This window comes from Pseudomonas sp. IT-P258, from assembly GCF_949767825.1.
Taxonomy (GTDB): domain Bacteria; phylum Pseudomonadota; class Gammaproteobacteria; order Pseudomonadales; family Pseudomonadaceae; genus Aquipseudomonas; species Aquipseudomonas monachiensis.
Genome location: NZ_CATKPU010000087.1, coordinates 86,637 through 111,612 on the forward strand (window position 1 = coordinate 86,637; position 24,976 = coordinate 111,612).

The window sequence follows — 24,976 nt, forward strand, 5'->3', positions numbered from 1 at the left end:
ATGCTGGCAACGGCGCAGGACGAACCTTTGCGCCTGGCCTTCAAGGGCGATTTGTTGTCTCTGAGCCGAACGCAGGTGATCACCCGCGAGCCGTTGCCGCAGCCGTTACAGACGCCGCTGGGCAGTGTGTGGAAGTTGTTCGTCTACGCCTGGCTGGTGGACACCGGCGCGCGCGAGCCGGCTTATGAATGCCGCGGCCAGTCGAAAGAAGAGGTTTATTGCTGTACGACGGGCGGCAGGATCGGGCGTGATCAGGCGTTGGTGAAGTCATGCGGTCTGTATTTCGACCCCGCGCGGTTGGGCATCGGTGATGCCGACTGGCGAGCCTATTGGCAGACGCGGCAGGCGCCGCAATGGCTGCTGGATTTGCCTTCGTTGCAACCGGCTACCCGGGTTTCGGTGGCGGAGCTTTTGAAGGTGTTGGCCGTGCTGCCAGCGCAGGATCAAGCCCGACGTGTGTTGCTCGATGTGGTGCTCAATGCCGCCGATGGCCAAGCCGTCGGCGAACTCGGAAGCCGCCTGCGGGTAAAGACCTGGAGCTGGTTGGCGGATCAGGATGCAACATCGCGTCAGGGCGGGTTTGCCGGTTGGACAGCGGACGGCACACCGGTCTGGGCCGGTGGGCGCGGCACCAGTCAACGGGTTCTTCGAGATTACGCGCAGGCACTCTCTACGGTGATTCCAGTTGCATGGCCTGCGGATGCAGGGCAGTGCGTAGAGGTCGACCTGTTCTCCCGCTATCCACTTCGGCGCGTGCTGTCAGGGAACACCGCAGTGACTTCCGGGGCATTGCAGGGTGACTACCGCGTTGAATTCGCCAACGGCAATGCGCTGGATATCCACAGCGACGGCGAACTGTTTCTGCTGAACCACAAGCTCGTTGCACGTCTGGATCGCGAAGAATACGTTGCCCGTGTTCTCCAGCGCGAAGCCAGCGCCGAGCCGGTCGAGGCCGCCAAAGCCCTGGCCGTGGCCATCCGCACCTACCTGCTGCAAAACGCCACGCGCAGCGGTGATTGCCTGAGCATCGACGACAGCAGCAGCCGTCAGCGGGTCGCACCGCGTCCGGCGTCGCCCGAGTCGCGCGACATCGCCGCCTGGACCAGCGACCTGGTGCTGGCCGGCAGCACCGTCACCTACCATTCCGATCAACCCGGCCCGGACAAGCTGTCCTGGCAGCAAGCCGTCGAACAGGCCCGTGCCGGCCAGCGCTACGACGCCATCCTGCTGCACGCCTACCCACGCGCCAGTCTCAGTCGCTGGGACAACCCGATCGCGTCCTGCGAAGCGTTGCCCGCCGCACAAGAATGGCTGCAAAAGCAACGACGCGGCTGGCGCCAGAAACTTGAAAGCGAAACCGGCTACAACGAAGTCAGCACCTTCGCCGTTTGCCGCCTGGCCTTCGGTCGCCCCTATGTCGACCGCGAACGTCGGCGCATCTACGTGCGTGGCGTGCAGACACTGCAAGACCGCCTCGACCTGACCCACGAATACCTGCACCTGGCCTTCGAAGCACACCCCAATGGCCAGGATGAAACCTACATCGAAGGGCTCGCCCGCCACCTCTTGCTGGAATAGTCCATGAAACTCCGTTATCCACAGGTCTTGCTGTTGCTCTGCTCGCTGGTGGCGTTGCCATCGGTGATGGCGGCTGACAGCGTCAAACTCGACACCCCCGCAGGTGGCTGGCGCACCGGCGCGCCTGAGGGCGAAGGGGAACACTTCCGGCAGACCGTGAACTACCCGGCCTCGTCGGTGAATACCCCGGCAGGGCAGGCCAACACCGCGCGCATCAGCGGGCAGATCAAAGCCACGCCCAAATCCACAGAGCCCGGCCGGTTGATCGTCAACGGAGTGAGCATGCCGCTGAAAATCGACCCGGCCGGCCGCTTCGATCGCCCGTTCTCATTCCCCAGCGGCAGCAACAGCGTCGAGGTGCGCAGCCCCGATGGCCAGCAACGTCAGCGCACGCAATTTCTCAACAGCAGCGGCGGTGCGACCCCGGCCAAACTGCGCGTCTTGCTGGCGTGGGACAGCGACAACACCGACCTCGACCTGCACCTGATCACCCCCGACGGCGCGCACATCTGGTACGGCGACCGCGTCGCCCCCAACGGCGCCGCGCTCGACGTCGACGTCACCACCGGCTACGGCCCGGAAATCTTCGCCATGCCCGCACCGATCAAGGGGCAATATCTGGTCTATGTGAACTACTTTGGCGGCGGCTACAGCAGTGATGAAGAGGGGCAGGAAGATGCGGTGCAAGCGTTGACCACGGCGCAGGTGACGGTGATTGCCGAGGAAGGCACGCCGAACGAGAAGATGGAAACCTTCCTGGTGCCGATGCGTGCGGTGGGGGAGTTGACGTTGGTGAAGTCGTTTAGTTATCCGTGAGGTTGAGGTGCAACTTACGCAGGCTTTGCACACGGCGAGGTGGAGGCCAATTAGCGTTGTTTCATGCAGACATACATTGTGAATGTTTCTGTATCGGCATCAGGAGTAATTGAAAGGGCCCTCCAACTGACATGGAAATGCCCTGACGTGAATGATCTTCCTGGCAATACCTCCCTCGATTCAGCTTTCAGCGAAATTACCCAACTGATCGTGACCGCGCGACAACGCGCCATGCGGGCGGTCAACACCGAACTGATTGAGCTGCACTGGCAGGTTGGGGCCTACATCAGTCGCAAAATTGAAGCGGCGGAGTGGGGTGATGGGGTGGTGGCTCGATTGGCTACTCACCTCGCTCGTACTCAGCCTGGACTGAGGGGTTTTACCCGGCCTAATTTGTTTCGTATGCGTCAATTTTTCGAAGCGTACAGGCATGACGTAAAAGTCTCAGCACTGCTGAGACAATTGCCCTGGACACACAACATGATCATCCTCAACCAGAGCAGACACCCGGAGGAGCGTGAGTTTTACCTGCGCATGGCAATCCAGGAGAAGTGGTCGAGCCGTGAACTGGAGCGTCAGTTCAAGGTGGCTCTGTTTGAGCGTTCAGTGGTCAGCCCGGCAAAAGTCTCAGCACCGCTGCGACAAATTCATCCCCAGGCCCTGGACGTATTCAAGGATGCCTACGTGGTCGAGTTTCTGGCCCTGGACCGTGGTCATGCAGAGACAGACTTGCATGGAGGCCTGCTGCACAAGCTCAGGGATTTTCTGATCGAACTGGGCAGGGACTTCTGCTTTGTGGGATCGCAATATCCGTTGCAGGTAGGTGGGCGGGACTTTGCGCTGGATCTGTTGTTTTTCCACCGTGGGCTGAACTGCCTGGTGGCGATCGAACTCAAGGTCGGGCGCTTTGAGCCGGAATACCTTGGGAAGATGGATTTTTATCTCGAAGCGTTGGACCGCAACGTCCGCAAGCCACACGAAAACCCGGCGCTCGGCGTATTGCTGTGCGCGAGCAAGGAGGACGAAATCGTCGAGTACGCCCTGAACCGCTCACTGTCGCCGGCCTTGATTGCGGAGTACCACACCCAATTGCCAGACAAGAAACTGTTGCAAGCCAAGCTGCAGGAGTTTTATGCGCTGAATACGGAAGGAGTTGGGTGAATTTTTTCGTGAATCACTTTCTTTCAGGCATTAAAAAGCCGGCTTGTGGCCGGCTTCTCGGGGACTGGCTTGGATCATTTTTGGTAAACCGCGCCAGCCTTCAAAACGTACACCCGGATCTTGCGTCCGGCTGTGGGACCTGGTGAGAAAGTCATCTGTCAGGCCAGTGCATCTGAGCCGCTGGGCGGTTCGATGCGCAAATGTGGGGCGCAGCATACGCAGGTTTGATGGAAATTCCCAGCGGGAAGTGCCGGGCAGAGCCGTTTGGCCACTCGGGTGGGCGGCCGATGGGCGTTCTGGAGTGCTTAAAGAAAGGGCACCGTTGGCCGTCGTTTGTTCAGGGTCGACCACCAGAACACCCAGCCCAGCACCCTGATGTTCTGCTCTTCGATTTGTGCGGCCCTGAAGATTTCATCCGGGTATTCGGCGCGGTTGTGGCTGCGCAGTCGCAGGGAGTTGCCCGGCAGTCGATGCAGGTACTTGATGCGCAGCATGCCGTCATGTTCGATGGCGTAGATCTCGCCATCGACAATCTGGGTCAGGCCACGGTCAATCGCCAAGGTCGAACCGTCTTCAATTTTTTCCCCCATGCTGTTGCCGCTCATCAGGGCGCAGATGGCGTCTGAGTGATTGATTTCCAGGGAATCGAGGTGGCTGCGGGGCAGGCGGATGGATTTCTCGGGGTCTTCTATGACGTGGGTTTTGTTGGAGCCCAAGGCGGTGACAGCTTCCTTGAGGAATGGCAGTTCGACGTCGACAGGCTCGATGACCGTGTAGACACCGCGGATGGTCTGGGCATCGAAGGTGTTGCCAGTTTCGACGAGCAGGCGCAGGAGCTGGGCATCTTTCGGGCCTTCGCCGGTTTTCAGCCAGTCGCTGCTGACGGAGAGTTTTCGGGCGACTTCTTCCATGCAATGGGCGGGCACACCGCGGGTGTACCAGTTATGTACATTTTGTGGAGCCGTATCCAGGAATTCGGCAAATCCGGTGGTCGTGATGTTCGCTGCTTCGAGGAGCGCTTTAAAGCGTGGGCCGCTAGTGTTCTTTTTCATGAACGTGAGTCTACTGGCGGCTAACAAGGGTTTGAATAAACGCCTCGTTCAAATTTTGCGGGTAATTTACGACCGGATGTAAGACGTTCCTGGGGCGTTTTAAACAAGCAAAAACTATTGGAAGACCTGTTTAAACGGGGTGTTTGGCGTGCTTATCAAACGCCCACAAAAAACCCCGGATTACCCGGGGTTTTTCTTGCCGTTTGCAGCTAAAAGCCAGCAGCCGGGCTTAGCCTTTGTAGGCGGCAACCGACTTGGTGATCGCTTCGCGGGCGGCGTCTGCACCGGCCCAGCCTTCGATCTTCACCCATTTGCCTTTTTCGAGATCTTTGTAGTTCGCGAAGAAGTGCTCGATCTGCTGGATCAGCAGTGGTGGCAGGTCGGTGTATTCCTTTACGTCCACGTACAGCTGGGACAGCTTGTCGTGTGGGACTGCGATGACTTTGGCATCGCCGCCGCCGTCGTCGGTCATGTTCAGGATGCCGACCGGACGGGCGCGGATTACCGAACCTGGAGCAACCGGGTAAGGGGTTACGACCAGCACGTCGAGGGGATCACCGTCGTCAGCCAGGGTGTTCGGGATGTAACCGTAGTTGGCCGGGTAGAACATTGGGGTGGCCATGAAACGGTCAACGAACAGGCAATCGCTGTCTTTGTCGATTTCGTATTTGATCGGCGCGTGGTTGGCCGGAATCTCGATCGCGACGTAGATGTCGTTCGGCAGGTCTTTGCCAGCCGGAATCTTGCTGTAGCTCATTGGGCGTTGCCCCCGTTAGTTGACCAAAAACACTTGGCCGGATTGACCAAAAAGTGGCGGCGATTATAGGCATATTCCTGTGTCGACGCCATGGACCAGAAGTCGTATGGCGCTTACTGGTGTGCCTGATAGACAGGGTCATGCGCCTGAAGTTGCTTCAACCTCGCCAACGGGTCCTGGCGATAGAACAGCTTCAACTGCTGGTACACCTGTGGATAAGCCTCGTGCAGTAAATCCGGGGCGCTGAAGAAGTATTCGCTGGTGACGGCGAAGAACTCGGCAGGATTCTCGGCGGCATACGGGTCGATGGCGGTTTCGGCATCGGGATTGCGTTCCAGTTGCCGGTCGAGGTCGTCGTAGGCCTCTTGCATGACGCAGGCCCAGTCACTGACACGCATGTCGGGATGCAACGGAGGCAGGCCGTTGGCGACACCGTTGAGCATGTCGAGTTTGTGCGCCAGTTCGTGGATCACCAGGTTGTAGCCTTCCCAGCCACCACTGGCCATTACACCGGGCCAGGCGAGGATGATCGGGCCCTGCTGCCAGGCTTCACCGCTGTGCTCACCGTCCCATTCGTGCTCGACGCCGCTGGCATCGCGATGGCGCTGGGGGCTGAGGAAGTCGTCGGGGTAGAGAATGATTTCGTGGAAGCCCTGATACCAGTTCAGGTCGCCGAGGTGGAGCAGCGGCAGCTGTGCCTGAGCGGCGAGCAGCAAGCGTTGTTCCTGGTGCAGTTCGACACCGGGCAGGGTGCTCAGGTGCTTGTCTTCGAGGAACAGCACGCAGGCTTCGCGCAGCCATTGGTCTTCGGCGGCGCTGATGCCATCGAGAAAGCTCAGGTGATGGCGCACCCGTTGCCACATGTCATCGACAATCGGGTGCTTTGCCAGGGTGCGCCGGCGACGCCAGGCGCTCAGGGACCACATCGTGTCAGCGCGATTCGGCTTTGGAGTTCGAACCGGCGAGGCGGTTGCGCACCATGCCAATGATCATCGGAACCAGCGATATCAGGATGATGCCGACTACTAGTAGCGACAGGTTCTTCTTGATGAACGGCACGTTGCCAAAGAAGTAACCGAGCGTCACCAGGCCGCCGACCCACAGGATGGTGCCCAGCACGCTGAAGGCAAAGAAACGCGGGTAAGGCATTTTCCCCACGCCGGCGACGAATGGCGCAAAGGTGCGGATGATCGGCAGGAAGCGCGCCAGGGTCACGGTTTTGCCACCATGCTTATCGTAGAAATCGTGGGTTTGTTGCAGGTAGTCACGACGGAAGATCTTCGAGTCCGGATTGCTGAACAGCTTTTCACCCGCCGTTCGTCCGATGATGTAGTTGGTGCTGTCGCCCAGGATCGCCGCCAGCATCAGCAGGCCGCCGAGCAGGACCGGGTCCATGCCGCCGCCGGCCGCCACGGCGCCAGCAATGAACAGCAGAGAGTCGCCCGGCAGGAAAGGCATGACCACAAGGCCGGTTTCACAGAAGATCACCATGAACAGAATGGCGTAGATCCATGCCCCGTAGTTGGTTACAAGCATGTCGAGGTAGACGTCGAGATGCAGGACAATGTCGATCGGGTTGAAATCCATGGAAAGCACCTGTGGTGACGGCCCGACTCGGCAGGCCTGTGCGGATGACTTCGCGTAAGACTACGGATAGGGGTAGTTTTTCTTACAAGCCGGGAATATCGGGATTATACGAGGCGAGTGGTGAAAATCGCGTCGAGATTGTAGCGGGGAATGTCATCACAGGGCTGATGTTTGATAACGATCGGGTGGGAGCGAGCCTGCTCGCGATGCCGTTGCCTCGTTGGACCAGTGTAATCCAGTCGATGCCATCGCGAGCAGGGTGCAGGTGATTCAGAGTTCTTCGCTGATCGGCAGCACATAGTTCTTGAATTCGGTGTCTTCCTTGAATCCGATGGACTCGTAGGTTTTCTGCGCGACTTCGTTGTTGCTGCTGGTGGAAACACGCATGCGCACGGCATTGGTTTCCTTGGCCATTTTTTTCGCAGTGCGGATCAGGTTGTCGGCCACCAACTGGCGGCGAGCGTCCTCGGCGACATAAATATCGTTGAGGATCCATACCCGCTTGAGCGAAAGCGAAGAGAAGCTCGGGTACAGCTGGCAGAAGCCCATCAGTTTGTTGCTGTCGTCATCGGACAGCGCCAGATAGATCACCGATTCCTTGCGACGCAGGCGTTTTTCGAGGAACGCCCGGGACGAGTCCGGATACGGCAGGGAACCATAAAACTCGCGATATTTGACGAACAACGGGGTCAGCAGGTCCAGGTGTTCGAGGGTCGCTTGAATAATCCGCATGGTAGGTCTCGTCTTCAAGTGGCTGTCTTGCGTCTCTGACGGCGATGGGAAACCCTTGGCGGGCGCGCAACGATCCTGCCTGAAACTGGTACGAATGTGCAATGCGCAAGCGGTTCAGGCATTCGGCGGGCCGAGCAGGAAATTTCCTTTCATATCGCCTCCAGTGTCCGACTCCAGTGTCTGAACCTGTGCTTCGTCCTTCAGATTCACCCCTGACAACTGCCGTCGGCAGGCTTCGCGCATCAAATACAGCAAACGGTGTGCGGCCATGCCGTAGCTCAGGCCTTCGAGCCGAACGTTGGAGATGCAATTACGGTAGGCATCGGTAAGACCGACCTTGGGATTGTAGGTGAAATATAATCCCAGGCTGTCCGGAGAGCTGAGGCCAGGGCGTTCGCCGATGAGGATTACGGTCATTTTTGCACCAAGCAACTCACCGATTTCATCGGCGACGGCCACCCGGCCCTGTTCCACGAGTACGACTGGCGCAACAGTCCAGCTGTCGCCGGCCATTTGCTCTTCGAATCGCGCCAGAAACGGTAGGGTATGGCGATGAACGGCCAATGCCGACAGTCCGTCGGCGACCACGATCACCAGATCCACACCACCCGGATGGACCGTCGCGTAGTCACGCAGGGTCTGCGCCGAGGCATCACTGAGTTTTCGCCCCAGGTCGGGGCGTTGCAGGTAGGTGTTGCGATCCGTCGCCGCACTGTGCAGCAAAAGGCACTGGCGATCACGTTCGGCCAATTGCGCGCTGAGGGAGGCATGGTCAAACGGCAAGTGCACCGCATCTCGCGCCTGGGCGTGGGCGTATTGGAAGTCCAGTTGTGCACGGGTGGGAATGCTGGTGCCGGTGCGGCCCAGAGCGATTCGCGCTGGTGTCAGGCGTCGTAGCTCCAGCCAAGGGTTGTGTGGATCGAAGGGTAGTTTTTCCATGTCGATGCTCATCCCAGTTGCGCCAGGGCCTGCCGGAAGGCTGGCGGCAGGCTGTCGCCGAAGAGAACCCTGCCATCGGCTTGAGTGAAGATGCCCATTTTCGCCAGCCACTGTTCGAATTCCGGTGCGGGCTTCAGGCCCAGGGTCTGCCGGGCGTAGAGCGCATCGTGGAACGAAGTGGTCTGGTAGTTGAGCATGATGTCGTCGGAGCCGGGGATGCCCATAATGAAGTTGATCCCGGCGACGCCCAGCAGGGTCAGCAGGGTGTCCATGTCATCCTGGTCGGCTTCGGCGTGGTTGGTGTAGCAGATGTCGCAACCCATGGGCACACCGAGCAATTTGCCGCAGAAGTGGTCTTCCAGGCCGGCGCGGATGATCTGTTTGCCGTTGTACAGGTATTCCGGGCCGATGAAGCCGACGACGGTATTTACCAGGAACGGTTTGAAATGCCGCGCGACGGCATAGGCACGGGTTTCGCAGGTTTGCTGATCGACGCCGTGATGGGCGTTGGCCGACAGGGCGCTGCCCTGGCCGGTTTCGAAGTACATCAGGTTCTGGCCCAGTGTGCCGCGATTGAGGCTCAAACCTGCGTCGTAACCTTCCTGCAATATATTGAGGTTGATGCCGAAACTGGCGTTGGCCGCCTCGGTGCCGGCGATCGACTGGAACACCAGGTCCAATGGGACGCCGCGATTGATCGCTTCGATCGAGGTGGTGACATGGGTCAGCACGCACGCCTGGGTCGGGATTTCATAGCGCTGGATGATCGCGTCGAGCATCTCCAGCATGGCGCAGATCGAGGCGATGCTGTCGGTCGCCGGGTTGATGCCGATCATGGCATCGCCGTTGCCGTGCAGCAGGCCGTCGAGAATGCTCGCGGCGATGCCGGCCGGTTCGTCGGTGGGGTGATTCGGTTGCAGGCGCGTGGACAGTCGACCGCGCAGGCCCAGGGTGCCGCGAAACTGGGTGACCACGCGGATTTTCTGCGCCACCAGCACCAGATCCTGCACGCGCATGATCTTCGACACGGCGGCGGCCATTTCCGGCGTCAGGCCAGGGGCGAGGGCGCGCAGGACCTGCTCGTCGGCGGCATCGCTGAGCAGCCAGTCGCGAAAGCCGCCGACGGTGAGGTGGCTGACGACCGCGAAGGCTTGTTTGTCGTGAGTGTCGATGATCAAGCGGGTGACTTCATCGGACTCATAGGGAATCAGCACCTCTTGCAGGAAGTGGGATAGCGGAATGTCGGCCAACGTCATCTGGGCCGCGACGCGCTCGCCGTCATTGAGGGCCGCGACGCCAGCCAGAAAATCCCCGGAACGCGCAGGGCTGGCCTTGGCCATCACATCCTTGAGGCTGTCGAAGCGATAGGTCTGGGCGCCGACGGAATGGGCATATACGGCCATGGGGCGGGGGCCTCCTGATCAATTTAAAATGCGATCCGCTTTTCTGTGGGGAATTGCATGCACTTCAATAATGCAGGCGCCAGGCTCGAGGCCCGGCGCCGGTGCATTCATATACCTTCGAGCATAGCGTCTGCCGGTGCCTCGGAACGTTGCTTGGCGGTCAACTGGAAGTACAGGTAGCCGACAACCATGAAGCCGAGGAAAACCAGGCCGATCACAGTGTTGAACCAGGCCATCGCCACCAGGCACACCACCGCCAGGAACAGCGCGATCCCCGGTACGATCGGATAACCCGGTGCGCGGAAGGTGCGTTCCAGGTTCGGTTCGGTCTTACGCAGCTTGAACAGGCTCAGCATACTGATGATGTACATCACGATGGCGCCGAATACCGACATGGTGATCATTGCCGCCGTCAGGGTCATGCCTTGCAGGTTGACCAGGCCGTCGCTGTAGATCGCCGCGATGCCGATCACGCCGCCGGCCAGAATCGCCCGATGCGGGGTCTGGAAACGCGAGAGTTTGGCCAGCCCCTTGGGCAGGTAGCCGGCGCGAGCCAGGGCGAAGAACTGTCGTGAGTAGCCAAGAATGATCCCGTGAAAACTTGCCACCAGGCCGAAGAGGCCGATCCAGACCAGCATGTGCATCCAGGTCGAGTTATTGCCGACCACGGCTTTCATCGCCTGGGGCAGCGGATCGTTGATGTTCGACAGTTGACGCCAGTCGCCGACGCCGCCGGCCATCACCATCACGCCGATGGCCAGGAACACCAGGGTCAGAATGCCGCTGACATAGGCTCTGGGAATCGTGCGTTTCGGGTCCTTGGCTTCCTCGGCGGCCATGGCCGCGCCTTCGATGGCGAGGAAGAACCAGATCGCAAAGGGGATCGCCGCAAAGATCCCGGGAATCGAGTCCATCGTGAACTCGTTCGAGCCCGACCAGCCATTGAGTACGAAGTTGCTGAAGCTGAAGCCCGGGGCGACCACGCCCATGAACACCAGCAATTCAGCGACTGCCAGCACGGTGACCACCAGTTCGAAGGTGGCCGCGATGCTGACGCCGAGGATGTTCAGGCCCATGAACACGAAATAGGCGCCAACGGCGGCGATCTTCGGGTCCAGTTCCGGGTATTGCACGTTGAGGTAGGCGCCGATGGCCATGGCGATGGCCGGTGGCGCGAAGACGAATTCGATCAGGGTGGCGATGCCGGCGATCAACCCGCCTTTCTCACCAAAGGCCCGGCGGCTGTAGGCAAACGGCCCGCCAGCGTGGGGAATCGCCGTCGTCAGTTCGGTGAAGCTGAAGATGAAGCAGGTGTACATCGTCGCCACCATCAGCGCGGTGACGAGAAAGCCCAGTGTGCCAGCGGTGCCCCAGCCGTAACTCCAGCCGAAGTACTCGCCGGAAATCACCAGGCCGACGGCAATACCCCATAAATGCAGGGTGCCGAGTGTGGGTTTGAGCTGTGTGGAAGAAGTAGTCATAAGTCCTCTCTAATTTTTATTGTTCAATCTTTTGGACTTTCGGGTACGACGGGTTGGGTGCAAATCCTGAATGATGGGTAGGCAAGGCCCGTGCCAGAGCGGCCAGGCCTTGTGTGTTGGGTCATTTAAGAAGGCGGTAGAAAGGGCGACACAGAAATACCTGTGTCGCCCCCGGTTTTTAGAAGAAGCCCAGCGGATTGATGTCGTAGCTCACCAGCAGGTTTTTGGTCTGCTGATAGTGGTCGAGCATCATCTTGTGGGTTTCACGGCCGACGCCGGACTTCTTGTAGCCACCGAACGCGGCGTGCGCCGGGTACAGGTGGTAGCAGTTGGTCCACACACGACCGGCCTTGATGGCGCGGCCCATGCGGTAGGCGCGGTTGATGTCGCGGGTCCAGAGGCCGGCACCCAGGCCGAACTCGGTGTCGTTGGCGATGGCCAGGGCTTCGGCTTCGTCCTTGAAGGTAGTGATGCTCACCACCGGGCCGAAGATTTCTTCCTGGAACACGCGCATTTTGTTGGTGCCCTTGAGTAGCGTCGGCTGGATGTAATACCCGCTCGCCAGGCTGCCCTCGAGTTTTTCCACCTTGCCGCCGGTCAGCAGCTCGGCGCCTTCGCCCTTGGCGATTTCCAGGTACGAAAGGATTTTGTCGAATTGCTGCTCGGACGCCTGTGCGCCGACCATGGTGTCGGTGTCCAGCGGGTCGCCACGTTTGATTTGCAGGACCTTCTTCATCACCACTTGCATGAATTCGTCGTAGATCGACTCCTGCACCAGCGCGCGGGAAGGGCAGGTGCAGACTTCGCCCTGGTTGAAGAACGCCAGTACCAGGCCTTCGGCGGCCTTCTCGATGAAGGACGGTTCGGCCTTCATGATGTCTTCGAAGAAGATGTTCGGCGACTTGCCACCCAGCTCCACGGTGGACGGAATGATGTTTTCCGCCGCGCATTTCATGATGTGCGAGCCGACCGGGGTCGAGCCGGTGAAGGCAATCTTGGCGATGCGCTTGCTGGTGGCCAAGGCCTCGCCGGCTTCGCGACCGAAACCCTGGACGATGTTCAGCACGCCCGGTGGCAGCAGGTCGCCGATCAGTTCGACCAGCACGGTGATGCCCAGCGGGGTTTGCTCGGCGGGCTTGAGCACCACGCAGTTGCCGGCGGCCAGCGCCGGGGCGAGTTTCCAGGCGGCCATCAGGATCGGGAAGTTCCACGGAATGATCTGCCCGACCACGCCCAGCGGTTCATGGATGTGATAGGCCACGGTGTTGCCGTCGATCTCGGCGGCGCTGCCTTCCTGGGCACGGATGCAACCGGCGAAGTAGCGGAAGTGGTCGGCGGCCAGCGGGATGTCGGCGTTGAGGGTTTCACGCACGGCTTTGCCGTTGTCCCAGGATTCGGTGATTGCCAGCAGTTCAAGGTTCTGTTCGATGCGGTCGGCGATTTTCAGCAGCACCAGCGAACGCGCCTGGGCTGAGGTGGCGCCCCAGGCATCGGCAGCGGCGTGGGCAGCGTCCAGGGCCTTGTCGATGTCTTCGGCCGTGGAACGGGGGAATTCGGCAATCGGTTGGCCATTTACTGGCGAGGTATTGGTGAAGTACTGACCTTTGACAGGCGCGACGAACTCGCCGCCGATGTAGTTACCGTATTTGGCTTTGAACGAAACGATAGCGCCTTCAGTACCGGGGTGAGCGTAACGCATGGTGGTCTCTCCTTGCTTTTGTGCTTATAGGGAGTCGCGCATGTGCGCTTGCTTTAAGCGTAGAGCAAGGGCCGGGCCAGTGCCTTGCATGTCAGGTAAATCAAGGCTTTGCGAGGTTTTTGTCGGACGGGCGGGCGGCGCCTGTGGCGCTTTGGGTACAGCCTGGGTGACACTTTGTACCCTTTGTGGCACAGCTTGTGACCAACCGGTCTTGCAGGCATTGCAATGCGGGCCGGGCTGGAGGATGCTCGGCATCACCTCATGCACGGGACGCCGAGCCCCGGGGAGAATAATAAGAAATGCACGACAATCATTTGAGTCGCCATGCCCAGCAAGTATTGACGGTGACTCAGGGCAAGACCCACCTGCACGGTCCTGGCAGTGATCCGTCCATCGCCCGTTCCTGGCTGCGCTGCCTTGAGGACTATCACCTCGATCCGGCCCTGAGCATCGCGCCGACGGTGCTGGAACATGGCCGTGTCCTGGAAAGCCGCGAGCGCTTGCAGCAAGTGCTGCACATCGCCGGCAATGAAATGACCAGCTTGCATCAACAACTCTCCGGCGCCGGTCATGCCGTGCTGCTGACCGACGCCCGCGGCGTGATCCTCAACTGCGTCACCGCGCCCGCCGAACGACAGATCTTCGAGCGCGCCGGCCTTTGGCTCGGGGCCGACTGGAGCGAGGCCTGCGAAGGCACTAACGGTATCGGCACCTGCCTGGTGGAGCGTCAGTCGCTGACCATCCATCAGGACGAACACTTTCGCGGCCGCCACACCGGCCTGACCTGCTCGGCGAGCCCGGTCTTCGATCCCCATGGCGAATTGCTGGCGGTGCTCGACGTGTCGTCGGCGCGGCGCGATGTGTCGCGGCAAAGTCAGTTCCACACCATGGCGCTGGTCAATCTGTCGGCGAAGATGATCGAGAGCTGCTACTTCCTGCGCTGCTTCGACAATCAATGGTTGTTGCGTTTTCACTTGCAGGCCGAGTCCGTCGGTTTGTTCAGCGAAGGCTTGCTGGCGTTCGACGGGGAAGGGCGCATTAGCGCGGTCAACCAGAGTGCGCTGAACCTGCTGGGACATATTCGCGGCGGCTTGCTTGGCAAGCCGGTGGAGGCGTTTTTCGATTGCTCGCTCGATGAGTTGCTCGGACGCGCGAGCACCAATGCCGCCGCCAGTTGGCCGTTGCGCACCCGTGATGGCCGCAAGCTGTTCGCGGTATTGCGCGGTGAGGCACGGCGACCGCTGCCGATTCCGATGGTGCCCGCGGCCAAGGTTGTACAAGCGCCGCGCCTGTCGGGCATTTGCCTGGATGACGCGATGTTGCAGGCGGACTTCCGCAAAGCCTTGCGCGTCTACGAGCGCGACGTGCCGCTGCTGATCAATGGTGAAACGGGGTCCGGCAAGGAGGCCTTTGCCAAGGCGGTGCACCACGCCAGCCAGCGGGCGGAGAAAGCCTTTGTCGCCCTCAACTGCGCGGCCATTCCCGAAAGCCTGATCGAAAGCGAGCTGTTCGGATATCGCGGCGGCAGCTTTACCGGTGCGCGCAAGGAAGGCATGCGCGGCAAGTTGCAGCAGGCCGATGGTGGGACCTTGTTCCTCGATGAAATCGGTGACATGCCACTGGCCATGCAGACGCGCTTGCTGAGGGTGCTCGAAGACCGTCAAGTGGTGCCGATCGGCGGCGAGCCGGAATCGGTGAATGTGCGGATCATCAGTGCCACTCACCGTAACTTGCTGGATCGTGTGCAGGACGGCAGCTTCCGTGAGGATTTGTATTACCGCCTCAACGGGCTGGAAGTCGCGTTGCCGGCCTTGCGTGATCGTAGCGACAAATCCCGGTTGCTCGACTTTCTGCTGGCCGAGGAGGCGGGCGGCGAAACCGTGTTGATCGACGGGCCGGCGCGGGCGGCCTTATTGGGATTCGCCTGGCCGGGAAACGTGCGGCAGTTGCGAAATGTGCTGCGTACGTTGGCCGCCCTGTGTGAGGACGGGCGGATTGGCCTGGAGGATTTGCCGGCGATGATTCGTTCAGCCAGGCCGGCGGTGGCGCAGGCTATCGAGGAACCATCGGAGCATCCGCTGGAAGATGCCGAGCGGCTGGCGTTGCTCACGGCGCTGGAGCAGACACGCTGGCACATGACCAACACGGCGGAGCAGTTGGGGGTCAGCCGCAATACCCTTTATCGCAAGCTGCGCAAGCACGGTATCGCCCGGTAAAAGCTTTTGTGGCGAGGGAGCTTGTCGGATCGCCGCACCGTCTCGCTCGACCGCGCAGCAGTCGCCTGTCGATTGCCCCCCGACTCAGTTCAGAACGACTGCGGTTCAAGGGTTTGGGGCTGCTGCGCAGCCCAGCGGGAGCAAGCTCCCTCGCCACAATGACCGCGGTGAATCTCAGCTAAAGAGTGCGATTTTCCCCTCCCTAAGCTAACCTGCGGCCATGTTTACGAGGTCGACTATGCACATTCATATTCTTGGTATCTGCGGCACTTTCATGGGGTCAATGGCGGTTCTGGCCAAAGAGCTGGGCCATCACGTGACGGGCTCCGATGCCAACGTCTATCCGCCGATGAGCACTCAGCTGCAAGCCCAGGGCATTGAATTGACCCAAGGCTACGCCCCGGCGCAACTCGATCCGGCCCCTGATCTGGTAGTGATCGGCAATGCCATGTCCCGGGGCAACCCGGCTGTGGAGTACGTGCTGAACAAAGGCCTGCCCTATGTCTCCGGTCCGCAATGGCTGGCCGATCACGTGCTGCAAGGTCGCTGGGTACTGGCGGTTGCCGGTACGCACGGCAAAACCACCACCAGCAGCATGCTGGCCTGGGTGCTGGAGCACGCGGGCATGAGCCCCGGCTTCCTGATCGGCGGCGTACCGCAGAACTTCTCGGTGTCGGCGCGTTTGGGCGATACGCCGTTCTTCGTCATCGAAGCCGACGAATACGACAGCGCGTTCTTCGACAAGCGTTCCAAGTTCGTTCACTACCGTCCACGTACGGCCATCCTGAACAACCTGGAATTCGATCACGCGGACATTTTCCCGGACCTGCCGGCCATCGAGCGGCAGTTCCATCATCTGGTGCGAACCATCCCGAGCGAAGGCCTGGTGATTCATCCGACTACTGAGCCGGCCTTGCTGCGCGTGATCGAGATGGGTTGCTGGACTCCGGTGCAAACCACCGGTGCCGGCGGCCAGTGGCAGGTCAAGCTGCTCAGTGAAGATGGCTCGAAGTTCGAAGTGATGTTCGAAGGCGTCGCCCAAGGTGTGGTCGAGTGGGACATGACTGGCCAGCACAACGTCGCCAACGCCCTGGCGACCCTGGCGGCCGCACGCCACGTCGGTGTGGTGCCGTCCATGGGCATCGCCGCGTTGAGCGCGTTCAAAAGCGTGAAGCGCCGGATGGAGAAAGTCGCGGAAGTGGGTGGCATCACCATTTATGACGACTTCGCTCACCATCCGACCGCCATCGCCACCACGCTGGATGGCCTGCGCAAGCGCATCGGCGATGCACCATTGATCGCGATCATCGAGCCGCGTTCCAACTCCATGAAGCTTGGCGCGCACCGTGACGGATTGCCGGAAAGCGTGGTCGATGCCGATCAGGTGATCTGGTACGCACCGGCCAACCTCGGCTGGGATCTGGCGGGTACCGCGGCGCTGTGCACCGTGCCGTCGATTGTCAGCGATTCCCTGGAAGGCATCATCGAGCGCGTGAAGAGCCAGGCTCAGCCGGGCACCCACGTGGTGATCATGAGCAACGGCGGCTTCGGCGGCCTGCACGGCAAACTGGCCGAGGCGCTCAAATGAACCATGGCCCGGACCGCATCACCCTGGCCATGACCGGCGCTTCGGGCGCCCAGTACGGTTTGCGTCTGCTCGACTGCCTGGTGCGGGAAGATCGTGAAGTGCACTTCCTGATTTCCAAGGCCGCGCAGTTGGTGATGGCCACCGAAACCGACGTCACACTGCCGGCCAAGCCGCAGATGATGCAGGCGTTCCTCACCGAATACACGGGGGCTGCCGCCGGGCAGATTCGGGTATACGGCAAGGAAGACTGGATGTCGCCGGTGGCCTCGGGTTCCGGCTCTCCGGCGGCGATGGTGGTGGTGCCGTGTTCCACGGGCACGTTGTCGGCCATCGCTACCGGTGCTTGCAACAACCTGATCGAACGGGCCGCCGACGTGACGCTCAAAGAGCGTCGGCAGTTGATCCTGGTGCCCCGTGAAGCGCCGTATTCGAGCATTCACCTGGAGCACATGCTCAAGTTGTCGAACATGGGCGTGACAATCCTGCCGGCATCTCCGGGCTTCTATCATCAGCCGCAAACCATCGACGACCTGATCGATTTCGTCGTGGCGCGGATCCTCAACCTGCTGAATATTCCTCAGGACATGTTGCCGCGCTGGGGCGAGCATCATCTGACCAGCGATGAATAAGCTGCTGGTGATGGTGCTGGCGCTGCAATTGGCCGGATGTGCGACCGTGCGCACCCTCGATGCAGCGAAGCCGGGGGCGCCGGTGGTGTACTCGGGGACTCGCCTGGATTTGTACGCGTTGAACGGTGGGTGCTGCGCGATGGACCGTTTCGGAGCCGAAGCACCGAGTTATCCGGGCGTTGATCTGCCGGCCAGTGCGTTGCTCGACACGCTGCTGTTGCCGTTGTCGTTGCTGACGGTGATCGGGGTGAGCTTTCAGGCGACGGGTGGATTGTAAGAGAGCGCTTCGCGCTCTATCGCGAGCAAGCTCGCTCCCACAGGATTTTGTGTTGTACACAAATTTTGTAATCGCTGAAAAAACCTGTGGGAGCGGGCTTGCCCGCGATGAGGCCCGCTCAGGCACCATAAAATTACTTGCCCAACTTCCTCAGCTCATCCGACTCGACAATCCTGACCCCGTCCTGCTCTTCCAGTGCCAGACGCCACATTGCCCGGGCCAACTGGCACGCTTCGATGCCGTGGTATTTGCCAGGAATCAGCCGAGACAGCGGGCCGGCGACTTTCTCGCCCAGTCGCGGTTCGGTGCGATCACCCAGCAATAGCGAAGGGCGGCAGATGGTCAACTGCGGCCAGTCCTGCGCGCGCAGTGCGTACTCCATCTCGCCTTTGACCCGGTTGTAGAAAATCGAGGATCTGCGATCGGCTCCCAGAGCACTGATCACGATCAGGTGCCGTGCGCCCATCTCCCGTGCACGTTTGGCAAAGGCTACGACCATGTCCAGGTCCACCGCGCGGAACGCCTGTTCCGAGCCCGCCTGTTTGATGGTGGTGCCCAGGCAGCAGTAGGCGATATCGACCCGGCCGTTCAACTGCGGCAGAAACTCCGCCGGGTCGCCGACGGGGTTTTCAAGGTGCGGGTGCTCGGCCAATGGCCTGCGTGAGGGGGCCAATACCCGTGAAATCGTTGGCTCGTTGAGCAAACGATCAAGCAGATGTTCACCGGTCAGTCCGGTGGCTCCGGCAAGCAATACGTGCTGAGGCGTCAAGTACATAGTGTTTCTCCCTTGATACTATTCAGCTTAGTTGCTGTTTGCATCCTTGCTTTCGATGGACGCACTTTGCAGGGCTTTTCGTGCCTGCTGTTTGCGCAGCAGTTGCCAATGCGAGAGGACGGTTTTCGGTGCCCAGATCTGTGGTTCGGACGCTTCGAAACCGTCCGCCAGTTCACGTTCGGCGACAGTGGCCTTGGCCAGTTTGAAGGCTTGTTCCAGGTCATCGGTCTGGTTCAGGGCCTGGGCGAACAGGGCATCGCCGAAGTAAGTGAAGTTGGCTTCCTCCGAGCAACCGAAGGACACTCGGTCGGCCCGCGAGGCTGTCATGATCAGGGTCCGTTCATCCTTGAGGGCGGGGATGAAACCGCCGGAGTAGCAGGACGAAATCACGATGATCTTGTCGCGGTTCTTCAGTGGGGCGAGAACAGCGGCCAATTCGTCGGCCGGCAGATCGGCCAATTCCATGCGTGGCTGGTCTAGCACCAGTTCGTGTTCGCTGGTGCCATGGCTGGTCAGGTAGATGAAAATCAGGTCTTCCGGACCGCTGCGTTCGGCCAGCGTCAGGGCTGCGCGGCGCAGGTTTTCCCGGGTAGCCATCGGGCGGTCGGCGAGGTGGTCACGATGGTTCACCAGGCGGATCTGGCCAAAGGTGCCGAAACGGGTGTTGAGCATGTTGGCGACATAGTCGGATTCGCGCAGAAACACGCTTTGCTTGCCATCGCCACCCAGGGTCAACGAATACAGCTCCACCGCCGGGGTCGAGGGTGGAACGTTGGCCAGCGCTGCGTCGAGCAGGCGCCCCTGGGCCAGCAGGCCGAGCTCCAGGGTGTCGGGCAGTAATTTGCCCTCGGCGTCGCGTACGCGCTGGCCGTTGATCCAGGTGCCGCTGAGCACGGTGCCGTCGGTCAACACCAATGTGCCGCGCCCCTGGTAACTGTCGTTGTCGAACTGGCCGGTGTAAAAGCTGCCGTCGGACAGGTTCAAGCGACCCTGGCCGGAAAAGCGCCAGTCATTGAACTGGCCGATGTAGTGGCTGCCGTCAGTGCCGATCAACTCGCCCTTGCCGTTCAGCGAGCCTTCCTTGAACTGACCCAGCCAGACATCGCCGTCGGCGTTTTCGTAGCGGCCCTTGCCGTGCAGTTGATTGTTCTTGAAGCTGCCGACATAGATGTCGCCGTCGGCGCTGTTGAAAGTCCCGTTGCCTTCCAGCTGGCCGTCGACGAAATGCCCGGTGAACTGATTGCCGTTGCCGTCGCCGCGCTGACCTTCGCCATTGGGTTTGCCGTGGGCGAACTGGCCTTGATAGGAGCTGCCGTCTTCGAGTTCGAGTCGCCCCAGGCCGGCGTATTGATCGGCCTTGAACTCTCCGCGATAGCTCATGCCGTTTTCTTTGAGTGTGCCTTCGCCGTTGCGCCGGCCGGCCTTGAAGCCGCCGCTGTAGCTGCTGGCGTTGGTGGTCAGTGCCCCCTGGCCGTCGAACAGTCCCTGATTGAACTGCCCGCGATAGACTTCGCCATTGCTGCCATGCCATTCGCCCTGGCCCTGCCACTGGCCTTTGTCGAACTCGCCGGCGTACCAGCTGCCATTCGGGTAGTCGATACGCCCCTTGCCTTGCAGCAAACCATTGACCAGATCACCGCGATAGCGTCCGCCGTCCGGCAGGCGTGCGTCAGGAGGCAATGGCGATTCGCCGTCGCCGCAAGCGGTGAGCATCAGGGTCAAGGCGAGGAGTGCAAGTGGGCGCATAGCGGATTCCGGGCAATTAGGCGAGGGAGTATGCCGCAGCTATGTGCCCTTATACAGGTCGAGGTACCGCGTGAGGTCGCGAAACAGCGTGAACTGCTTCGCATCCAGGACGGTTTATACGAAGCACAGGGACAGGGGTTCGGCGATGTACGCCGGTTTGTCCGAACCTTCGATTTCCAGGGTGGTGGTGGCCTTGAGCAGCCATTGGCCGGGTTTCTTCTCGATGACTTCGGTCAGGTCGACCTTCAGGCGCACTTTCGAATTGACCTTGACCGGCTGGATGAAGCGCACGCTGTCGAGGCCGTAGTTGACCACCATCTTCAAGCCTTCTGGCATGACGAGGATGTCTTCCATCAATTTCGGGATCAGCGACAACGACAGGAAGCCGTGAGCGATGGTGCAGCCAAATGGCGTTTGCGCGGCCTTGACCGGGTCGACGTGGATGAACTGAAAATCCCCTGTGGCTTCGGCGAACAGGTTGATGCGGTCCTGGTCGATGGTGAGCCATTCGGAACGTCCAAGTTCCTTGCCGACATAATCTTTGAGCTCTGCAACTGGAACATAGGGCATTGAGACTCTCCTTGGGTTCATCGGTTTTATGGTTTTGGCTTGCGGGGATCTGACCTCCCGGCTTACCACTTTAGATCAACATGGCCAAACGCTCCGGTCAACTGACCATGCTTTTGGCGAATGCCGGTCTATAGCGCGAGCATGCTTATAATGCCCTGCCAATGCGGGTGACGGATTTTGCGGGAGATCTTTGATGCTGTTACGGGGCCTGACGTGGCTGGTGCTGTTCCAATTGCTCGGCACTGCGATCAATCATTTGTTCTTGCCGGTGCTGCCGGGGCCGATTGTGGGGTTGCTGCTGTTGCTGGTGTACCTCATCTGTCGCGGACAGGTCGGCGAACCGCTGAACCTGGCGGCCAGCAGCCTGCTGCGCTACCTGCCGCTGTTGCTGGTACCGCCGGCCGTGGGCGTAATGGTCTACGCCGCTGACATCGCGGCGGATTTCTGGGCCATTGTCGGTGCACTGGTGTTGTCACTGCTGCTTTCGATGGCCTTCGCCGGGGTGCTGATGCAGCGCATGGTCAAGCGTCACGCTCACTCCGAGGACAACCAATGATCTTCGACTGGCACGGCGCCTGGACGTCGGTAATTCATCATCCCTTGTTTGGTATCGGCATCACTCTTGGCGCCTACCAACTCGTCCTGGCGGCATTCGAGAAAACCCGATGGATCTTTTTGCAGCCGGTGCTTGTCTCCATGTTGCTGGTGATCGGCGTGCTGGTGGGTTGCGGCCTGACCTACGCCGAGTACCGCAAGAGCACCGAGATTCTCAGCATCCTGTTAGGCCCGGCCACTGTCGCGCTGGCGGTGCCGCTTTATCTCAACCTGCGACGGATTCGGCAGTTGTTCTGGCCGATATTTACTACGCTGGTGATAGGTGGGGTGGTGGCCACGGGGATGGGTGTGTTACTGGGCTGGTCGTTCGGTGCCGAGCACATGATCCTGATGACCATGGCGCCGAAATCGGTGACTTCGCCTATCGCCATGTTGGTGGCTGAGCAGATCGGTGGTGTCGCGGCGCTGGCAGCGGTGTTCGTCTTGATTACTGGCGTGATCGGCGCGATTTTCGGCCCGGCGTTGTTGACCCGTCTCGGCGTGCACAGCCCGGAAGCCAGGGGCATGGCGCTGGGCATGACGGCCCACGCGGTCGGAACGTCGGTGGCGTTGCAGGAAAGTGAAGAGTGCGGTGCCTTCGCGGCGCTGGCGATGAGCCTGATGGGTGTGGCCACGGCGGTGTTCCTGCCGTTGGCGGTATCGATGGTGGTGTAAGGAAATGTCTATGAGTCTGCCGCTTTTTCCGCTCAATACAGTGCTGTTTCCAGGCTGCATCCTCGACTTGCAGATCTTCGAGGCGCGCTATCTGGACATGATCGGCCGCTGCATGAAGCAGGGCGGCGGGTTCGGCGTGGTATGCATCCTCGATGGCGAAGAAGTCGGTATCGCCCCGGCTGGATACGCCCTGGTCGGGTGCGAGGCGCTGATCACCGATTTCAAGCAGCAGGAAAACGGCCTGCTGGGGATCCGGGTTCAGGGCGGGCGGCGTTTCCATGTATTACGAACGGACGTCCAGCGCGATCAGTTGACCGTCGCCGAGGTCGAGTGGCTGGAAGACGAGCCGGAGCAACCGTTGCAGGACGAAGATGCCGACCTGGTGGCGCTGCTCAAGGCTTTGGCCGAACACCCGATGGTCGAAGCCTTGAACATGGGCACCGAAGCGACCGGCCAGCAGTCGCTGGCCAATCAGTTGGCGTACCTGTTGCCCTTCGCTGAACTGGACAAGATCGACCTGCTGCAACTCGATGATCCGCAGCAACGACTGGATGCGATTCAGGCGTTGCTGGATGAGTTGCAGGGGGAATTGTTTGCCTGATTAATAATGATAAACCAACGATTGTTTGGCTGGGTGTTGTTTGGTTGGGTCATCAATTTAATGGTTGGTTGTTCAGGGGTAGTAGTCAGTTTGCCTGTCTGGTCGTTGTATTGATTTATAATAAATTCGGGTAGTGGTTTGTGTTGATCTGTAAAGTTCAGCTGATTATATTTGCGTTGCCTGCATGAGGCGGGCATTACATATATAAGGAGCTGTTTTGTGAGAGATTTAAATGGTGATGAACGTACGTTGTGGGGGTTGTGCTTTTCCCGTGTCATGGTGAAGTATGTTTTTGTAAATACAGCACCGGTCGACGTTGAGTTTGCGGCGAACTCGGCGGCGAATGCGGCGAATGCGTTGGTCCTGGAGCGACGTTCGGGTGTGAGTGCCAATCGCGATAGTTTTGAACAACGACTCTGGGATGATTATGCGGGGGAGGCGATGATCAAATTCTCTACGCAAGTTCGTTGGAAGATGGATGACTATGTTGCCGTCGCTCGTCAGGTTGCCAGTCATGCCAAAGCAGCCATTGAGAAATATCGTGGTGTTAGTGGTTCGAATTTGCCAAGCTTCCCTTTTGATGTGTGAGATTTAATATAAGTCATCAGGAATCGTTGTTGTTTGGTATGGAGGCGATTGCTGGTTGGCCTGCAGTGATTGAATGAGTCACTGAAAAGTTGTTTGTCTGGCATTGTTGAGAAGATCGCAGTCTTTGGCAGCTTCTACAGGGCTAACACCCCATTCATGTAGGTGCGACTGAACGCTGCGATCTTCTGTTTTATCTAGTACGCATACCGCAACATCGTATGCGGTAAATGCCTCAACACGAAGAAGCCGAACAATGCCAGCAGCGCCGGCAACACCAGCCACCAGACCTTGGGCGGCAAAGCGTTGAGCGGTTCTTTGCGCTGGATCAGCCACAGGCTGGCCGCGCAGACACACGCCGCCAGCATTGCGCCGGCCAATACATCCGTCGGCCAATGCGCTCCGAGGTAGACCCGCGAAAGCGAAATTGCCATTGCGGGCAGGCAGCCCACCAATAACCAGGTCAGACGCATCCGGGGCGGTTGCCCGCGGCCGGCCAGGACGGCGAGGGTCAGGAACAGCGCGAAAGACCCTGAAGCATGGCCGCTGGGCATGCTGTAGCTGGTGAGCGGGTCGCTCAACACTTCGGGGCGCACGCGGGCGAAAAAGTACTTGGTCGCGGTATTGGCCAGTGCCGTGAAGAGCAGCGTGCTGCCCGCGAAGATCGCGTGCTGCCATTGCCGCATCAGCAGCAGCAAACCGGTCAGTAGCGCACTGAACAGCAACATGTTGCGGAATTCGCCGATCAGCGTGAAGACCACCGCTACTTCATCCAGCAACGGTTTACGATGTTCCTGCACCAGCGTCATCACGCCTTGATCGAGTGCGGACAGGTGCGAATATCCGATAAACAGCCCCGCCAGAATCAGCAGACTCATCCCGGTAATGAACAATGTCGCGCGGCGATGCCGGCGCAGGCTGCTGGTCGCGCTCAAGCCGACCATCAGAGCAATACTGCCGGCAACAACCCCGGCCTGGAGCCAGAAACCTTCGGGTAAAGGCAAGCGGATTGCCGCGCCCGTGGCCCAGCCAGGCATCAGATAAGCGACAGACCAACCCGCGCCGGCCAGCAGGCTGACAGCGAAGAAACGCGGGAAAGGCATGTCGCACATGCCGGCCACCATGGGCAGCATGGGCCGCAGGGGGCCGATAAAACGCCCGACCAGCAGGCTGGCGATGCCGTAGCGCTGGAAATATGACTCGGCCCCGGCGATCCATTCCGGATGATGGCGCAAGCCCGGCAGGCGCCGGATGTTCTGATGGAAGTGCCGTCCCAGAAAATACGAAATGACGTCACCCAGCACCCCGGCGACGAAACCCAGCAAGAGCGTCTCACTGAGCGTCAGCGCGCCACTGCCTGCCAGTACCGCCACGGCGAACAGTAACACCGTGCCGGGAACGATCAGCCCGGCAATCGCCAGGCATTCCACAAAGGCCACGATGAATACCGCTGCCGCCAGCCACTGCGGGTTGACCGCCAACCATCCGGTCACGCTATCGAGCCATGGGCCCATA

Annotated in this window: 24 protein-coding genes; 11 read left to right on the top strand and 13 right to left on the bottom strand. The window is 60.1% G+C overall.

Going from position 1 to position 24,976, the window contains the following annotated elements; genetic code table 11:
• From ACM6G4_RS24820 to ACM6G4_RS24830, 3 genes are all read left to right on the top strand, one after another.
• Positions 1–1,578, top strand: coding sequence for a DUF2300 domain-containing protein (locus tag ACM6G4_RS24820; protein WP_414914811.1), 1,578 nt, complete (start codon positions 1–3; stop codon positions 1,576–1,578).
• A gap of 3 nt (positions 1,579–1,581) precedes the next feature.
• Complete coding sequence (locus ACM6G4_RS24825) at positions 1,582–2,394, top strand: YfaP family protein (protein WP_414914812.1); 813 nt, start codon at positions 1,582–1,584, stop codon at positions 2,392–2,394.
• A 147-nt stretch (positions 2,395–2,541) separates the two neighbouring features.
• Entirely contained in the window at positions 2,542–3,555 is a 1,014-nt protein-coding gene (locus ACM6G4_RS24830) for a PDDEXK nuclease domain-containing protein (RefSeq protein WP_414914813.1), read from the top strand.
• A gap of 305 nt (positions 3,556–3,860) precedes the next feature.
• Here the strand turns inward: ACM6G4_RS24830 and ACM6G4_RS24835 are convergent, their stop codons facing one another.
• The 9 genes from ACM6G4_RS24835 to ACM6G4_RS24875 all read right to left on the bottom strand — a co-directional run bounded on the left by ACM6G4_RS24835 (position 3,861) and on the right by ACM6G4_RS24875 (position 13,205).
• The gene (locus ACM6G4_RS24835) at positions 3,861–4,607 is read right to left on the bottom strand and encodes a LexA family transcriptional regulator (protein ID WP_414914814.1); all 747 of its coding nucleotides are present in this window, start codon (positions 4,605–4,607) and stop codon (positions 3,861–3,863) included.
• A gap of 229 nt (positions 4,608–4,836) precedes the next feature.
• Positions 4,837–5,364, bottom strand: coding sequence for an inorganic diphosphatase (gene ppa, locus ACM6G4_RS24840; RefSeq protein WP_003205933.1), 528 nt, complete (start codon positions 5,362–5,364; stop codon positions 4,837–4,839).
• 113 nt (positions 5,365–5,477) lie between these two features.
• Entirely contained in the window at positions 5,478–6,290 is an 813-nt protein-coding gene (locus ACM6G4_RS24845) for a zinc-dependent peptidase (RefSeq protein WP_414914815.1), read from the bottom strand.
• A gap of 4 nt (positions 6,291–6,294) precedes the next feature.
• Positions 6,295–6,951, bottom strand: a complete 657-nt coding sequence (locus ACM6G4_RS24850) for a DedA family protein (RefSeq protein WP_008052342.1) — start codon at positions 6,949–6,951, stop codon at positions 6,295–6,297.
• Positions 6,952–7,221: 270 nt separating this feature from the next.
• Positions 7,222–7,683, bottom strand: a complete 462-nt coding sequence (locus tag ACM6G4_RS24855) for a GNAT family N-acetyltransferase (protein WP_056728900.1) — start codon at positions 7,681–7,683, stop codon at positions 7,222–7,224.
• Between the two features lie 114 nt (positions 7,684–7,797).
• Positions 7,798–8,622 (bottom strand): ethanolamine ammonia-lyase subunit EutC, encoded by an 825-nt coding sequence (eutC, locus tag ACM6G4_RS24860; RefSeq protein ID WP_414914816.1) that lies wholly within the window; start codon positions 8,620–8,622, stop codon positions 7,798–7,800.
• A gap of 8 nt (positions 8,623–8,630) precedes the next feature.
• Positions 8,631–10,025 (bottom strand): ethanolamine ammonia-lyase subunit EutB, encoded by a 1,395-nt coding sequence (locus ACM6G4_RS24865; protein ID WP_409078825.1) that lies wholly within the window; start codon positions 10,023–10,025, stop codon positions 8,631–8,633.
• 107 nt (positions 10,026–10,132) lie between these two features.
• On the bottom strand, positions 10,133–11,506 hold the full coding sequence (eat, locus tag ACM6G4_RS24870) for an ethanolamine permease (RefSeq protein WP_414914817.1): 1,374 nt from the start codon (positions 11,504–11,506) through the stop codon (positions 10,133–10,135).
• 178 nt (positions 11,507–11,684) lie between these two features.
• Positions 11,685–13,205, bottom strand: a complete 1,521-nt coding sequence (locus ACM6G4_RS24875) for an aldehyde dehydrogenase family protein (RefSeq protein WP_223542021.1) — start codon at positions 13,203–13,205, stop codon at positions 11,685–11,687.
• A gap of 299 nt (positions 13,206–13,504) precedes the next feature.
• Between ACM6G4_RS24875 and ACM6G4_RS24880 the strand changes: the two genes are divergently transcribed.
• The 4 genes from ACM6G4_RS24880 to ACM6G4_RS24895 all read left to right on the top strand — a co-directional run bounded on the left by ACM6G4_RS24880 (position 13,505) and on the right by ACM6G4_RS24895 (position 17,915).
• On the top strand, positions 13,505–15,421 hold the full coding sequence (locus ACM6G4_RS24880; protein ID WP_414914818.1) for a sigma-54-dependent Fis family transcriptional regulator: 1,917 nt from the start codon (positions 13,505–13,507) through the stop codon (positions 15,419–15,421).
• A 238-nt stretch (positions 15,422–15,659) separates the two neighbouring features.
• On the top strand, positions 15,660–17,009 hold the full coding sequence (gene mpl / locus ACM6G4_RS24885) for a UDP-N-acetylmuramate:L-alanyl-gamma-D-glutamyl-meso-diaminopimelate ligase (protein ID WP_414914819.1): 1,350 nt from the start codon (positions 15,660–15,662) through the stop codon (positions 17,007–17,009).
• Positions 17,006–17,638: a flavin prenyltransferase UbiX gene (gene ubiX, locus ACM6G4_RS24890; RefSeq protein ID WP_056728890.1), complete on the top strand. Its 633-nt coding sequence runs from the start codon at positions 17,006–17,008 to the stop codon at positions 17,636–17,638. Before mpl ends, ubiX begins: the two co-directional genes overlap by 4 nt.
• Positions 17,631–17,915 carry a YceK/YidQ family lipoprotein gene (locus ACM6G4_RS24895; protein ID WP_056728886.1) on the top strand — a complete coding sequence of 95 codons (285 nt, stop codon included), beginning with the start codon at positions 17,631–17,633 and terminating at the stop codon, positions 17,913–17,915. Before ubiX ends, ACM6G4_RS24895 begins: the two co-directional genes overlap by 8 nt.
• A gap of 133 nt (positions 17,916–18,048) precedes the next feature.
• Here ACM6G4_RS24895 and ACM6G4_RS24900 read toward each other — a convergent pair whose 3' ends face one another.
• The 3 genes from ACM6G4_RS24900 to ACM6G4_RS24910 all read right to left on the bottom strand — a co-directional run bounded on the left by ACM6G4_RS24900 (position 18,049) and on the right by ACM6G4_RS24910 (position 21,006).
• Positions 18,049–18,690, bottom strand: a complete 642-nt coding sequence (locus ACM6G4_RS24900) for an oxidoreductase (RefSeq protein WP_056728884.1) — start codon at positions 18,688–18,690, stop codon at positions 18,049–18,051.
• Positions 18,691–18,717: 27 nt separating this feature from the next.
• Positions 18,718–20,436, bottom strand: a complete 1,719-nt coding sequence (locus ACM6G4_RS24905) for a C13 family peptidase (protein ID WP_056728881.1) — start codon at positions 20,434–20,436, stop codon at positions 18,718–18,720.
• A 114-nt stretch (positions 20,437–20,550) separates the two neighbouring features.
• Positions 20,551–21,006 (bottom strand): MaoC family dehydratase, encoded by a 456-nt coding sequence (locus ACM6G4_RS24910; RefSeq protein ID WP_056728879.1) that lies wholly within the window; start codon positions 21,004–21,006, stop codon positions 20,551–20,553.
• Positions 21,007–21,199: 193 nt separating this feature from the next.
• On the opposite strand from ACM6G4_RS24910, the gene ACM6G4_RS24915 reads away from it, so the two are divergent.
• The 4 genes from ACM6G4_RS24915 to ACM6G4_RS24930 all read left to right on the top strand — a co-directional run bounded on the left by ACM6G4_RS24915 (position 21,200) and on the right by ACM6G4_RS24930 (position 23,464).
• A complete protein-coding gene (locus ACM6G4_RS24915; RefSeq protein WP_056728878.1) occupies positions 21,200–21,562 on the top strand; it encodes a CidA/LrgA family protein in 363 nt (120 codons plus the stop codon).
• Positions 21,559–22,275 carry an LrgB family protein gene (locus tag ACM6G4_RS24920; RefSeq protein ID WP_347909344.1) on the top strand — a complete coding sequence of 239 codons (717 nt, stop codon included), beginning with the start codon at positions 21,559–21,561 and terminating at the stop codon, positions 22,273–22,275. The genes ACM6G4_RS24915 and ACM6G4_RS24920 overlap by 4 nt, the downstream gene beginning before the upstream one ends.
• A 10-nt stretch (positions 22,276–22,285) precedes the next feature.
• A complete protein-coding gene (locus ACM6G4_RS24925) occupies positions 22,286–22,876 on the top strand; it encodes an LON peptidase substrate-binding domain-containing protein (protein WP_056728875.1) in 591 nt (196 codons plus the stop codon).
• 219 nt (positions 22,877–23,095) lie between these two features.
• Entirely contained in the window at positions 23,096–23,464 is a 369-nt protein-coding gene (locus tag ACM6G4_RS24930) for a hypothetical protein (RefSeq protein ID WP_414914820.1), read from the top strand.
• A gap of 194 nt (positions 23,465–23,658) precedes the next feature.
• On the opposite strand, the gene ACM6G4_RS24935 is transcribed toward ACM6G4_RS24930, so the two are convergent.
• The gene (locus tag ACM6G4_RS24935) at positions 23,659–24,975 is read right to left on the bottom strand and encodes a bifunctional DedA family/phosphatase PAP2 family protein (protein ID WP_056728871.1); all 1,317 of its coding nucleotides are present in this window, start codon (positions 24,973–24,975) and stop codon (positions 23,659–23,661) included.
• Position 24,976 lies beyond the last annotated feature (1 nt).